The organism is Rhodococcus sp. 06-235-1A (assembly GCF_002258785.1).
GTDB lineage: Bacteria > Actinomycetota > Actinomycetes > Mycobacteriales > Mycobacteriaceae > Rhodococcoides.
This window is the reverse complement of the sequence record NZ_NOYI01000018.1, coordinates 1-13,344: the sequence shown is the minus strand read 5'-3', so window position 1 is coordinate 13,344 and position 13,344 is coordinate 1. Positions and strand designations below refer to the sequence as shown.

Here is a 13,344-nt window from a genome sequence, read left to right as displayed (position 1 = left end):
GAGAAGTGCAGGTCAGCGCTTGCGCTTCGCTGCGGGCTTGCGTCGCGGCGGCTGTGAGGTGAGGTGGTAGTACAGCGCGTCCTCGGAGTCCTCGACCACGACGTCGATGTAGTCGCCCACCTCGAGGTAGTCGTTGACGGCGATGCGGTCGGTGGAGCCGATGACGGCCTTCACCGATCGTGCGGGCACGAGCCCCCGTCGACCGTCCGGCCCGACCGCGAGCGCGTACCGCGGACCGGTGCGAGTGACCCGGGCGCGAATGAAATCGGGATCCTTCGGGATCGGGTCGGCAGCGAGCACGCCCCCGTCCTTCGACGCGGCCGTCAGAGAATCCAGCTGGGCGGCGAGGTCGTCGGCCATCGCGTCCACCTGATCGAGCAGGTGGGCCATGTGCGCGGCGTAGTCGGTGTGCTTCTTGGTCGGCTTGAGGGCCTCACCGGGCTTGTACATGTCCTCGTGTGTCAGCTCGCCCCACGCGTCCTGCAGGCGTGTCTTGACCTGCACTTCTACTTTCACGTCGAGATCGCCCTGGTGTGTGGCCACTCGGACGACCAGCACTGCGTGATACGCGCGGTAGCCACTGGGTTTGGGAAAGGCGACGTAATCGGTGGGTGGTTGCGCGAACCGTACGGAACATTCCGGGTCGTTGCACGCGCGCTCGAGTGCTGCGACGAACGTCAGTTGATCGCGCGGGGTCTTGCACAGCACCTTGACGCCGACCAGATCGGGAAGGGCTTCGGCAACGGCGTCCGCATCGGTCGGTTCGGTGATGCGGCCTTCGGAGACGTAGCGGCGCAATTTGTCGGCGGACCGGCCCGGATCCTTGATGCGCGCGGTCTGCGCGTTCAGTCGGTCTCGATCGACGTCCTCGAGGATTTCGTCGGCGATGGTTTCGAGGAAGTTCTGCGCGGTGACGAGTGCGGCTTCCCACGCCCGCCGGCGCTGCAGATACAGCTCCTCGACCAAGTCGTCGATGCTCGTTGCCGATGTCACGATGCCGAGGTTAACCCACATGTGCGGGCAAACCTTTCCGTGGCGCGCGTTCGACCTGTGGCGCGTCTGCCTCAGGTTTAAGCTCTACCGCATGACCGTGGCCTCCGTGCAGCAGGACGACTTCCTCGCGCAGTTCGATCCGTTTCGCCGAGAGCTGCTGGCGCACTGCTATCGCATGACCGGATCGATCCACGATGCCGAGGATCTGTTGCAGGAAACGTACATTCGCGCGTGGCGGGGGTACGCGAAATACGAGGGGCGCTCGTCGTTGCGCACCTGGTTGTATCGAATTGCGACAAATACCTGTCTCACTGCTCTGGACGGTCGGGCCAAGCGTCCGCTGCCGACCGGCTTGGGAGCACCGAGTTCCGGTCCTACCGACGAATTGGTTCAGAACAACGAAATTTCATGGCTCGAACCCATCGCCGATTCCGATCTGGCGGACTCGACCGACCCGGCCTCCATTGTGGTGACGAGGGAATCGGTGCGCCTCGCCTTCGTCGCTTCGCTGCAACATCTGTCGTCTCGGCAGCGTGTGGTCCTGTTGATGCGCGAGGTGCTGCAGTGGAAGGCCTCGGAGGTGGCCGAGGTGCTCGCCACGACCACGACGGCGGTCAACAGCTTGCTGCAGCGAGCCAGGGAGCGCCTCGACGAGATCGCGCCCGAACTCGACGATGTGGAGCCCATCGAAACCGCGGAGTTGCAGCAGCTCCTTGCCCAGTACGTGGAGTGTTTCGAGAGCTACGACATCGACCGGTTGGTCACCTTGTTCACCTCGGACGCGGTGTGGGAGATGCCGCCGTTCGTCGGGTGGTACCAGGGGGCCGAGACGATCGGGTCACTCATCCGAAACAATTGCCCGGCCAACGGTGCGGGCGATATGCGGATGATGCCTACCCGTGCCAACGGCCAACCCGCGTACGGGCTGTACATGCTGGGTGAGGACGGTGTGCACCGGCCGTTCCAGCTGCACGTTCTCGACGTCGACGCCAGAGGGGTCGGGCACGTGGCCTGCTTCTTCGATCTGTCCCTGTTCGATCGATTCGGCCTTCCCGACCGCCTCTGAGCATCTGCTGTTCAGCTCTCCGGAATTGCAGACGGGTCCATCCACATCACTTCCCAAACGTGGTTGTCGAGATCCCGGAACGCTCGGCCGTACATGAACCCATGATCCTGGGGCTCCATCCACTTGGACCCGCCTGCAGCGATCGCTGCGTCGGTGAGCGAATCCACTTCGTCGCGGCTTTCGGCGGAGATGCACATCAGGACCTCGCGAGCCGAGCTCGTGTCGCAGATCGAGTCGGAGATGAAGTCCTCGAAACGCGACGTCGCCAGAAACATCACCGTCGCCTGGTCGCTGACGATCATGGAGGCGGTGTTCTCGTCGCTGAAGACGTCGTTGAAAGCGAACCCGAGCCCTTCGAAGAACGAACGGGTGGCGACGACGTCGCGAACGGGCATGTTGGCGAACAGCATACGGGACATGGGGGCACCTTCTCAGTGAGAAACAACTGCGTGGAACCGTCGGACGACGGTCTTGCTTCTACTGACAGCGGTCGGCCCCGAAAGTCACCGGCACACCTGCCGACACGACGCGACCCCGCCGAGCGGTGCTCGACGGGGTCGCGGACTGCGAAGCAGAAAGGGGGAGTGGTGGCGCTACCGGGTCATCTGTGCAAGACGGGACAGCATCCGCGAGAAAGCGTGACCGTCGTTCCCGAGATCACCGTAGACATCAGCGGCGTGATCCGATGCCGTTGCGTCGGATGTTGCAGCAGCAAGAGTGCGCGCCATACGCGTGCGACGCTCGATGGCATCGAGGATGGTGGCGTCCAGCGTTGAAACTTCGTCGAAGAGCTGGTCGACGTCGGCTGCAGCAGTATCGGCGGTATCGGTGCCGATTGCCAGCGAATCGATCTGAACAGTCACATCGTCTCCTTTTGTTCGCGTCCTGAGGTGTGAGTCGTTCGGCCGGTCGGAACCGTTACAGCTCGACTCGAGTTAAAACGATGTTTCGTCGCCCTCACCAACATGCCCACTCGACCGGCCTGGGCCAACCCTCTCGGGGTGTGATGCTCGATACAGTCCGGTCGGTTCCTCCACCTGCTGGTTCACGGCGCGAAGGCGTGACTGATTGTTCTCGCGTCGTTCCGGGTAGCCCGGAGAGCGAACCACGTCGACTTCGAGGAGTGAACGATGCAGTACGAATACCTGATCATCGGCGGGGGAATGGTTGCCGACAGCGCTGCTCGCGGAATTCGCGAGCGAGACACCTCGGGCTCCATCGGAATTCTCGGCGCAGATTCCGACGAGCCGTACACGCGGCCGGCTCTGTCGAAGAAGCTGTGGACGGACTCCGATTTCGGGCGCGATCAGGTCCCGCTCGACACGGCGTCGGATACCGGAGCGCAGGTGCACACCGCAACTCGGGTGGCGTCGGTCGACCGATCGAGCTCGTCCGTGACGACGGAATCCGGAGAACGCCACGAGTACGGAACGCTGCTCCTCGCCACAGGTGCCGAGCCGACGCGAATCGATCTTGCGCCCAGCCCGCGAGTGGTCTATTTCCGCACGTTCGCCGACTACCGGGCGTTGCGAGAACTGACGAAAACCGCGGACCACATCGCCGTGGTCGGCGGCGGATACATCGGTACGGAAATCGCATCGGCCTTGTCTCTGCAGGGTGTGAAAGTGACTCTCGTCACCTCCGACGCTGTACTCGGCGGGCACATGTTCCCGCCGAGCCTGGCCGCCGGCTTCGACAAAGGATTCGCCGATCACGGTGTCACCGTGCGCCGGGGAACGAAGGTCACCTCGGGCGCAGAGGCGTCGGCGCGCGTACAGCTGCAACTCGACGACGGTTCGGCTCTGGAGGCGGACGGCGTCGTGTTCGGTCTCGGCGTGCGGCCCAGCACGGAGCTGGCCGACGCCGCCGGACTGGCCGTCGACAACGGCATCGTCGTCGACGAGTTTCTGCGGACCGAGGACGCACACGTGTTTGCGGCCGGTGATGTGGCGAACTATCCCGACGCGATTCTCGGCCGCCGACGCGTCGAGCACGTGGACAACGCCACGGAGATGGGGAAGGCGGCCGGACGCAACATGGCGGGCGCAGCCGAGCCGTACACCTACACGCCGTACTTCTACTCCGACGTCTACGACGACGGCTATCAGGCGATCGGCACGTTGTCCACGACGATGAGCACCGTCGAGGACTGGAAGTGGGTCGGTAAGGAGGGCGTCGTGTATTACCTCGATGACGAGTCCGTCGTTCGCGGTGTGCTGATGTGGAACGTCTGGGAAGGTCTCGACGTGGCACGCACACTCCTCGCCGAGAAGAAGCCGCACACCGAGCAATCGCTCCGCGGGCTGATCTGACGTTCTGGAACACTCGAATGCGAGCGATCCGTCGACGAGACGAGCGGCGGTTCGGCGTTACCTAGGAGAGACGATGTCCGAGTTCGATGGCAGTGGGTCGGCCGAGCAGCGCGCACGACTCGACGACGAGGTTCACAGCCGCTGCGCCGACTGCCGGTTGCCCGGACATTCCGAGCCGCTGTCCGACGCGGCCGCCCTCGCTGTCGCGGCCGGGCAGGTGGACGAACCTACGCGTGTAGTACTGATCAACCGATGGCACGCGGGACGCTCGCTGCCGTCGATCGGGGGATTCGGCACGCTGCGAAACCTGGTGGACGAGCGCGATCGGTGGCTCGCGAAAGACACGACGAGCAAGCCCGGATCGGCACTCGTGTATCGAGTGCGAGTAGCCGAACTGACCAAACGCATCGATCACCAGCGCACCACCGTGGTGATGTCGAACCGGCACTACGCCACCGGGGTGCGCGCGGCACGAAAAGAGCGCCGAGAAGGTCTGCATCTCGATCTCGACCAACGTGATGCAGTATTCGACGCACTGATGCGGACGCCTGCCCCGCGCAAGTTCGGTCCTGTCGCGGAGCGCGGGCTGTCGTTGGTGGATGCGGCTACGGAGCGGGTGAGCACGCTTGCGCGTCGAACTCCGGTGGGTGACCGGGTCGAGTGGGCAACCGGTGTGGTCGATCAGTTCGTCGATCGCAAGGACGATCGCTTCGTCGATCGGTACGACACCCTGTTGTTTCTTGCGGGAACGTCGTTCGATCGGGTTCGTCGTTCGCCCGCATGGCAGTCGACCTACTTCGAGATCCAGCGCAACCAACTCGACCTGTTCGTCGAGCTGGTCGAAATCGCGGTCGACGCCACATCGCTTCGTACAGTGGCGATCGAGCTGAACCGTATCGGTGAGACGATGGTGGACGAAGAGACGGCTGCGCAGGTCGAATCACGCCGTGGCGCACTGGAAGTGGTGTGGACTCAGCTGACCGGTCGAGTGGCCGCATTGGTTCGCCTCGCGAATCTGGTCGAGTCCTCCGAAGGCGAGGCGCGCACTTCCGACGCCATGGCCCGAGCGCACAGTCTGGACGACCGGATCGACGACCTCGTCGGCCGATCGGGTAGCCGTGAGATGTCCGCAGAGAACACGCATTTCGTCGGTGATCAGATGCGGACACAGTGGCGCGAGTAGGTGCCGGCGCAATGGCGCGATCGAGTGCCGCCCGGGGCACTCGACCGCGCCACTGGCTCTAGGCGATGATTGCGAACAGAATGCCCGCGACGGCGAAGCTGACCACGGACAGGATCGTCTCCAGTACGGTCCACGTCTGTAGCGTCTGCTTGACGGTCAGGTTGAAGAATTTCGAGATGATCCAGAATCCGCCGTCGTTGACGTGGCTGGCGATGATCGAACCTGCCGCGATGGACATGGCGATCAGCGCGACGGCCGGAGCCGAGTAGTCCTGGGCTGCAACCAGAGGTCCGACGATGCCGCCGGTGGTCACGATGGCCACGGTGGCCGAACCCTGGGCGACCCTGAGAGCGCAGCTGATGATGTAGGCCAACACGATGATCGGCAGACCCGCGGCCGCCATGGTGTCGGCCAGTGCTGTGCCGATCCCCGTGGCGGAGATGACCTTTCCGAAGAACGCGCCTGCTCCGACGACTAGTAGCAGCATGCCGACCGGACGCAAAGACTCTCCGGTCAGCTTGCTCAGTTCCTGAACAGTGGAGCCACGTCGAATACCCAGCACATAGAACGCGATCAGCACTGCGATCAGCAGTGCGACAGCCGGTGTACCGAAGAACGTCAGCACTTCGAGGAGATTGCCTGGATCGAGCAGAATGCTGCCGAATGTGGCACCGAGGATCAGTACCAGGGGAACTGCAATGATTGCTCCGATTGTTCCCACCGACGGCGGCGTCGTGATCACCGGACGCTTGGTTGCTACCGTGCCGGCACCACCGCCCTCGGCGGTCGTGTCGTCTCCGTCGTTGATGAAGTCCTCGGGCACGTCGACGATGATGCGCTTGCCGATCCAATTACCCCACACCAGTCCCGCGGCGATGAAACCCGGTATTCCGCAGATGAAGCCAAACAGAATGAGCCATCCGAGGTTCACTTCGAGCAGGCCGCCCAGGGCAACCGGCCCGGGATGCGGCGGCAGAAATGCGTGCGTCATGGACAGACCCGCCAGCATGGGCAGCGCGTAGAGGACCAGTGACTTTCCGCCCTGGCGTGCCGCCACGTACACCAGCGGTGCCAAGACGAAGATGCCGATGTCGAAGAACACCGGAATACCGAAGATCAAGCCCAGCAGGCCCATCGCTATGGGTGCACCGCGTTCTCCGAACACACCCAGGAGCTTTGCGGTCAATGCCTGTGCGCCACCCGACTTTTCGAGGATCGCGCCGAGCACGGTTCCCAATCCGATGATGACCGCAATGTGCCCGAGGATGCCACCGAAGCCGGTTTCGAGCAAAGACTCGTTGCTCTTGATCGCCGTGCCGACGATCTCGTTGACCGGAAGGCCCGCAGCGAGGGCCAACCCGAGCCCGACGATGAGCAGCGCGATGAATGGCTCCAGCTTGACCTTGATGATGACTACCAGCAGTACGGCAATCGCGATGCCGCACAATACGAGTAGACCTGGCGTGGATGTCCTGAGCCAGTCGACGACAGAATTCATGACGAGCCTTCCTTGATGTCTGCACTGATAGCTGCCACGAACGCCTGCGCTCGTGTGGTGATGTCGTCCCACTGGGCGGCGGCGACCGACGCCGGTGGAACCACATCGGTGCCCGCAGTCACTGCCACGGCACCGGCTGCGAGAAATTGAGCGGCGTTTCCCGCGTTGACACCGCCCGACGGAACGAGTTGTGCGTCGGGAAAGGGGCCGAGCAAATCCTTGAAATACGCCGGCCCGACGGTCCGCGCCGGAAATATCTTGACCGCGTCTGCCCCGAGATCGAGGGCGGTCATCACTTCGGACGGTGTGAGCGCGCCCATCATCAGCGGGATTCCGGCATCGGTGACCACTGCAGCGACGTCGGGTCGCAGCCCGGGTGTGACGACGAACCGCGCACCGGCGTCCACCGCAGACCGCGCTTGATCCGCGGTGAGGACGGTGCCTGCCCCGACGACGGCACGTGCATCCGACGCGGCCTGGATCAACTCCAGGACACCCGGGGTGGTGAATGTCAGCTCCAGTGCGCGAATACCCCCGCGCGCGAGCGCATCTGCCAGCGCCGCGGGATCGGAGATATGCGGGGCTCGGACGACCGACAGTGCGCGGTCCTCGAGAATTGTCGACAGTGCGTTCATGACGTCTGCTTTCGGGTGGAATCCATGCGCAGGGCGTGGCCTGCCAGTGAGTGGGTGGAACGGTGATCGTCGATGGCGAATGCGCCGTTCACCATGACGTGGCTTATGCCCTCGGCTTGTTGTTTCGGGTGCTCGAAGGTGGCGGTATCGCGCACGGTTGCCGGGTCGAACAGCACGAGATCGGCTGCATGTCCCTCGGCAATCGTGCCGCGTCCGTGCAGTCTCAGCCGTGCGGCCGGACGTCCGGTCAGGTGATTGATGCAGTCCTCCAGTGTCAGGAGTTGCTCGTCACGCACGTAATGTCCGAGGTAGCGCGGGAAGGTTCCCCAGGCACGGGGGTGCGGCTTCTCGCCCACGAGAATCGCGTCACTGCCGCCCATGTGGTGCGGATGCGCCATGATCGCGCGCACGTTCTCCTCGTGCCCGACGTGCTGCAGAATGGTGGTGGCCAAGGCGTCGCGTCGTAGGAAGTCGAAGAACACGTTCACCGGTGAGCGTCCCTCGTCGGCTGCGATGTCGGACATCGTGCGGCCGACGTACCGATCGAGTTCGGGATTGGCTACACCGCTGAGCTGGATCGTGTCCCACTCGACCGTGACTCCATGGCAGCCGTCGGACCCGTCGACGTCGACATCCTGCGTGATGCGCCGCCGCATCTCCGGATCGTCGAGTCTTTCCAGGGCTCGGTCCGGGCCGCCCGACATCGCCCAACTCGGCAGCAGCGCAGACAGAGTGGTGGCTCCGGGCAGGTACGGATACGTGTCGAGGGTGACATCGCATCCGTCGGCGATCGCGGAGTCGACGCGGTCGAGAAACTCGCGTGCCCTTCCACGATTCACTCCGAAGTTCATCGTGGCGTGCGTCAGATGAAGTGCGCATCCCGTATCGCGGGAGAGGTCGAGCATTTCCTGGTACGCGTCGAGTGCTCCCGCGCCGTACGACCGGGTATGTGGCGCGTAGAACCCACCGAACTCGGCGACGACCTCGCACAGTGCACGCAATTCGCTGGTGTCCGCATACATTCCGGGCGTGTAGGTCAACCCGCTGGACATCCCGACGGCACCTTCTCGTAAGCCCTGAGCCAACAACTCCTGCATGTGGACGATCTCGGACGGTGTCGCAGGGCGCTGATCCGCACCCACCGCGAGGTAGCGCAATGTGCCTTGAGGGACGAGATACGCAGCGTTCGGGGTGATGCCCTGGTCCAGCCGAGCGAGGTACTCGGAGACCGACCGCCACGAGAAGTCGAGGTCGACGGGGTTGCCGTTCCATCCGGCAATCTGACGTCGCACCACGTCCAGTGTCGCGTCGTCGATCGGGGCGTAGGCGATACCGTCCTGACCTATGACCTCGGTGGTGACGCCTTGACTGATCTTCGGGAAGTGATCGGGGTCGGTCAGTAGCCGCAGATCGGAATGAGCGTGCATGTCGATGAATCCGGGAGAGAGGATCTGACCGGGCGAGGCGTCGACGATTCTGTCGGCCCCGGGCACGGTTCCGGGTTCGCCGATCGATGCGATGATTCCGTCGCGAACGAGAACATCGCGACGCAGGCGTGGCGATCCGGTGCCGTCGATGACGTCGGCACCTCGAAAGAGAGTGCTGGGCATAAGATTTTGTCTCTCTAGAAGAATGTGTGGACGAGATCGACCACCTGGGGGTCGCCGCTGTCCGCGTCGTCGATCACGGGAACGAGACGCCACTTGTCGAATGCGGTGCAGGGATGTGACAGACCCAGTCGAACCACCGAGCCCACCGGCAGTGCTGCCGCTTCCCCGGCCGGTAGCCGAAGGAAGGCGTGTTGGTCGTTCAGTGCGGTCACCTCGGCCCCAGGGTCGAGGATCTCGGTCCCTCGAATGAGCTGCGGGACGGGCATTCCCTCGTCGAAAGGGAAGTCCCGTTTACCTGCGTCGAGCAATGCGAGTCCTGGTTCGGGGCGGGAGACCGAACGGGCCCATCCGTGCATCGCCGATGTCAGGGGCGCGTCCGTTCTGGTGGGAGTGAGCGGCGAAATCTGTGAATAGAATCCATCGTCGTGCACCACGTAGGCACCCGAGCGAAGCACCACGTCGGTACGTACGCCGTCTGCAGTGGTGAGGGAATGCAGTCGCTCGACAACGAGATCCTGATAAGCGCTGCCGCCCGCGGTCACCAGTGCATGCTCGCCGTACAACCCCTCCGCGTCGAGTGAGCGATGCAGACCGGCGACGTTGTCGAGGTAGGTGCGAACCGTTTCGAGACCGGTGTCGGAACGGTCGTGGCTGAGCGCGCCCTCATAGCCGCCGACGCCGGCCAAGGTCAGGCGGGACGATGTCGCGATTGCTCGGGCTACAGCGGTCGCTTCCTCGATCGAGCGCGCACCGGTCCGACCGTGTGGGCCACCGAGTTCGACGATGACCGCGATCGGGCGATGTCCCCGAGCCGAGAGAATTCGGTCCATTTCGTGCACGGTCGCGACGCTGTCTGCCCAGCAGTAGAACTCGAAGGTCGGGTGTGAATCCAGTTCGGCCGCAATCCACGTCAACGCGACGGGGTCGATCTGGGCATTGGCGAGGATGACCCGCTCCACATCGAAGGCGCGCGCCACCTGAACCTGCCATCCGGTCGCCAGGGTGATTGCCCAGCTTCCGGCATCGAGCTGTTGTTTCCACAGTTGCGGAGACATCGACGTCTTGCCGTGAGGTGCGAGTAGTACGCCCGCACGTGCCGTCCACTCGGCCATGACCGAGATGTTGGACGCGATCCGCGCGCGATCGAGGGTGAGTACCGGGGTCGTGAATTCGGACAGTCGCGGAGTCGTGGCGAGAAAGCTCTCGACGGTGTGGCCCCACGACCGAGGGGGTAGTGCTTTGTGCTCCGGTCCGAGGGTTCGCTGGTTCAGGCCCTCGACGGCAACGGCGTCGATCACGTTCGTCTCCTTCGTGTGAAGAGCTCAATGCGTTGCGTATTTTGCAACGCTGGTTGCGCAATATGTTTATGGTTTGTAGTCTGCAACGACAGCCAGGGTTCCCGCAAGAGTTCGAGGAGATCGACGTGAAAACACCACGAGCGGTGTGTGTAGGTGAAGGCCTCGTCGTTCTGGTTGCGGAACCGGGTCCACTGGAGAATTCGGAGACGTTTCACCGCACGTCCGGTGGTGCCGAGGCGAACGTAGCCAGGGTTCTCGCTCAGTTGGGTGTCGACGCCGCGTGGATCTCGCGTGTCGGCGACGACGGATTCGGGCGGTATCTGGTGCGACAGTTGGCGGACGCAGGTGTCGATACGTCGGGCGTCACGATCGACGACGAGCGCCCCACCGGTATGTATCTCAAGGAACGGGGATCGGGCTCCGGTGGCGGATACGATCTCGCGCACGGGGCCAGTGCGATGACCTACTTCCGCGCTGGATCCGCCGCGAGTGCGTTGTCGCGCAATGGAATCGGCGAGGAAGCTTCGGGTCTGGTGTCCCGCGCCGACCTTATTCACTTCACCGGAATAACCGTGGCCATATCGGACTCGGCCGCCGATTTGACGAGAGCGTTGATGGACCGATCCACCACCGTCGGATTCGATCTGAACTATCGACCGGCACTGTGGAAGTCTCGTGAACACGCAGCCGCGGACGTACTCGGCGAACATGTCCGTGGAAGCAACGTGGTCTTCATGGGGGCCGACGAAGCATCGTTGGTGTTCGGAACGTCGGATCCGGCGGAATTGCGCGCGTTGTTTCCGCAACCGCAGCACTTGGTGATCAAGAACGATGCCCACACCGTCACGGCCTTCGAGGGCACCACTCGAGTCGATGTGCCGGCGCTGAAGCTCGAGGTGGTCGAAAGAATCGGTGCCGGAGACGCTTTCGCGGGCGGATACCTGACGGGGTTGCTGTTGGGCAGGAGTGCCGTCGAGAGCGTTCGGTTCGGCCATCTGTGTGCGGCTGGTGCCCTGACCGGGCACGGCGACATAGCGTCCGTTCTCCCTCTCGACGTGTTGTTGCAGCTTGCCGAACTCAGCGACGAACAGTGGGCGACGCTGGACTATGCGGCCACATCCACACGGTGTTCGGAAGTGCCGCAATGAGTCAAAGTCTGTCGCGAGCGTTGACGATCCTCGGACTGCTCGGCGACGGATCGAGAACTCTGGACGAGTTGGCAACTGTTCTCGGCGTGCACAAGACCACCGTGTTGCGACTGCTACGCACCATGGAAGGCGACCGGTTCGTCCAGCACGGGGCCGATCACAGGTATCAACTCGGATCGCGACTGTTCGAACTGGCCAACCACGCACTCGAACAGCGAGACATACGAAGCATTGCCCGGCCACACCTGGCCGAGCTCAACACGATCACCGGTCAGACCATCCACCTGGCAACCTACGAAGCGGGGGAGGTGATCTACATCGACAAGTTCGACGCCAAACAGAGCGTGCGGATGTATTCGCGGGTCGGAAAGCCTGCGCCGTTGCACTGCACAGCCGTCGGCAAGATCTTGATCGCTGCACGCCCAGAGGTAGAGCGTGAGCAGATTGCGCATCGCATCACCTACACACAGTTCACCGACCGAACCATTTCGACGTCGGAGCAATACTTGCGTGAGCTGGACCTGGTGCTCGAGCAGGGATTCGCGGAGGACCGCGAGGAGCACGAGTCGTTCGTCAACTGCGTCGGTGCCGCGGTGCGAAATGGCACGGGTGACGTCGTGGCCGCCGTATCGATGTCGGTGCCCGACATGCTGCTCGACCACGAACAGGTGCTGGCTGCGCTGCCCGAAGTGCAACGGACGGCTGCAGCGATCTCCGAGGGGCTGGGCTGGCGGCCGCAGGAACTCCATGACCGTATGACAACCGACAAGAGCCCGATGGAAGGAAAAAAATGAGCGAGAAGATCGAAATCCGCACCACAGGAGCCCCGGCACCCGCCCACACATTCTCTCAGGGAGTACGGAAGGGCCCGTTCGTGCAGGTATCCGGACAGGGTCCGGTGGATCCCGCTACCAGCGAGTACCTGTACCCAGGCGATGTCGCTGCGCAGACCACTCGCACTCTCGAAAACGTCAAAGCCATCGTCGAGGCCGGCGGTGCGACGTTCGACGACGTCGTGATGCTGCGCGTGTATCTGACCAAGCGTGAGGACTTCTCGATCATGAACGACGCTTACGGCGCTTTTGTCTCCGCACACACCTCCGGCGACGTACTGCCGAGCCGCACCACGGTGTTCACAGGACTGCCGAGGGACGAGATGTTGGTCGAGATCGATGCCGTTGCGATCGTCTGACGGACCTCTTACCGGGTCGCCTGGTCAGATGTTCACACAGAAATTACATCTGACCAGGCGATTTGCGTATGTGTTGGTCTTCGCGTAACTTTTGTCGAGTCAGAGCGACACGGACACCGACCTGGTCTTCACGGACCGGGGCAACGAGGTCGTACGGAGTGTGCACTGAACAACCCAGGCAAGGCTCGAAAGTAATGAGTCATGTCTGGGGTTCGAGCGTGTAAGCCCCGAAGTTACCGCGAAGGCGGTGATGACGGTGTGTGCGTGTTCTTTGAGAACTCAACAGTGTGTCGATGAATGTCAGTGCCGAAATGTTTTTGGCGCTCAAGCCTTTTGGGGTTTGGGTGTGACATCTTCTTGCTTCATTCTTCCCGTCTGAGGTGAGAGGGTTTTATTTTTTGCTAGTTGA

The 13,344-nt window shown here is 63.0% G+C and carries 13 protein-coding genes; 6 read left to right on the top strand and 7 right to left on the bottom strand.

The window, feature by feature from the left end; genetic code table 11:
* Positions 1-12 precede the first annotated feature (12 nt).
* Entirely contained in the window at positions 13-993 is a 981-nt protein-coding gene (locus CH275_RS17045) for a GTP pyrophosphokinase (RefSeq protein ID WP_094679654.1), read from the bottom strand.
* A gap of 91 nt (positions 994-1,084) precedes the next feature.
* On the opposite strand from CH275_RS17045, the gene CH275_RS17040 reads away from it, so the two are divergent.
* Positions 1,085-2,059 (top strand): sigma-70 family RNA polymerase sigma factor, encoded by a 975-nt coding sequence (locus tag CH275_RS17040; RefSeq protein ID WP_094679653.1) that lies wholly within the window; start codon positions 1,085-1,087, stop codon positions 2,057-2,059.
* An 11-nt stretch (positions 2,060-2,070) separates the two neighbouring features.
* Here CH275_RS17040 and CH275_RS17035 read toward each other — a convergent pair whose 3' ends face one another.
* Together CH275_RS17035 and CH275_RS17030 are read right to left on the bottom strand one after the other, a co-directional pair.
* A complete protein-coding gene (locus CH275_RS17035; RefSeq protein WP_094679532.1) occupies positions 2,071-2,478 on the bottom strand; it encodes a VOC family protein in 408 nt (135 codons plus the stop codon).
* Between the two features lie 174 nt (positions 2,479-2,652).
* On the bottom strand, positions 2,653-2,922 hold the full coding sequence (locus CH275_RS17030; protein ID WP_094679531.1) for a hypothetical protein: 270 nt from the start codon (positions 2,920-2,922) through the stop codon (positions 2,653-2,655).
* A gap of 267 nt (positions 2,923-3,189) precedes the next feature.
* Here CH275_RS17030 and CH275_RS17025 point away from each other — a divergent pair, with 267 nt between their 5' ends.
* Both CH275_RS17025 and CH275_RS17020 read left to right on the top strand, forming a co-directional pair.
* Positions 3,190-4,371 (top strand): NAD(P)/FAD-dependent oxidoreductase, encoded by a 1,182-nt coding sequence (locus CH275_RS17025; protein WP_094679530.1) that lies wholly within the window; start codon positions 3,190-3,192, stop codon positions 4,369-4,371.
* A 73-nt stretch (positions 4,372-4,444) separates the two neighbouring features.
* On the top strand, positions 4,445-5,554 hold the full coding sequence (locus tag CH275_RS17020) for a hypothetical protein (RefSeq protein ID WP_094679529.1): 1,110 nt from the start codon (positions 4,445-4,447) through the stop codon (positions 5,552-5,554).
* Positions 5,555-5,612: 58 nt separating this feature from the next.
* Here the strand turns inward: CH275_RS17020 and CH275_RS17015 are convergent, their stop codons facing one another.
* The 4 genes from CH275_RS17015 to CH275_RS17000 are packed head-to-tail and all read right to left on the bottom strand — an operon-like array spanning position 5,613 to position 10,595.
* Positions 5,613-7,052 carry a GntP family permease gene (locus CH275_RS17015; protein ID WP_094679528.1) on the bottom strand — a complete coding sequence of 480 codons (1,440 nt, stop codon included), beginning with the start codon at positions 7,050-7,052 and terminating at the stop codon, positions 5,613-5,615.
* Positions 7,049-7,687, bottom strand: coding sequence for a bifunctional 4-hydroxy-2-oxoglutarate aldolase/2-dehydro-3-deoxy-phosphogluconate aldolase (locus tag CH275_RS17010; protein ID WP_094679527.1), 639 nt, complete (start codon positions 7,685-7,687; stop codon positions 7,049-7,051). Before CH275_RS17010 ends, CH275_RS17015 begins: the two co-directional genes overlap by 4 nt.
* Positions 7,684-9,297: an N-acyl-D-amino-acid deacylase family protein gene (locus CH275_RS17005; RefSeq protein WP_094679526.1), complete on the bottom strand. Its 1,614-nt coding sequence runs from the start codon at positions 9,295-9,297 to the stop codon at positions 7,684-7,686. The genes CH275_RS17010 and CH275_RS17005 overlap by 4 nt, the downstream gene beginning before the upstream one ends.
* Positions 9,298-9,311: 14 nt before the next feature.
* Positions 9,312-10,595 carry an amino acid deaminase gene (locus CH275_RS17000; protein WP_094679525.1) on the bottom strand — a complete coding sequence of 428 codons (1,284 nt, stop codon included), beginning with the start codon at positions 10,593-10,595 and terminating at the stop codon, positions 9,312-9,314.
* Positions 10,596-10,720: 125 nt separating this feature from the next.
* Between CH275_RS17000 and CH275_RS16995 the strand changes: the two genes are divergently transcribed.
* From CH275_RS16995 to CH275_RS16985, 3 genes are read left to right on the top strand one after another with little or no spacing between them, the layout of a single operon-like run.
* Positions 10,721-11,743, top strand: coding sequence for a sugar kinase (locus CH275_RS16995; RefSeq protein ID WP_256991082.1), 1,023 nt, complete (start codon positions 10,721-10,723; stop codon positions 11,741-11,743).
* Positions 11,740-12,537, top strand: coding sequence for an IclR family transcriptional regulator (locus CH275_RS16990; RefSeq protein ID WP_094679523.1), 798 nt, complete (start codon positions 11,740-11,742; stop codon positions 12,535-12,537). Before CH275_RS16995 ends, CH275_RS16990 begins: the two co-directional genes overlap by 4 nt.
* Positions 12,534-12,935: a RidA family protein gene (locus CH275_RS16985; RefSeq protein ID WP_094679522.1), complete on the top strand. Its 402-nt coding sequence runs from the start codon at positions 12,534-12,536 to the stop codon at positions 12,933-12,935. The genes CH275_RS16990 and CH275_RS16985 overlap by 4 nt, the downstream gene beginning before the upstream one ends.
* The last annotated feature ends 409 nt before the right edge of the window (positions 12,936-13,344 follow it).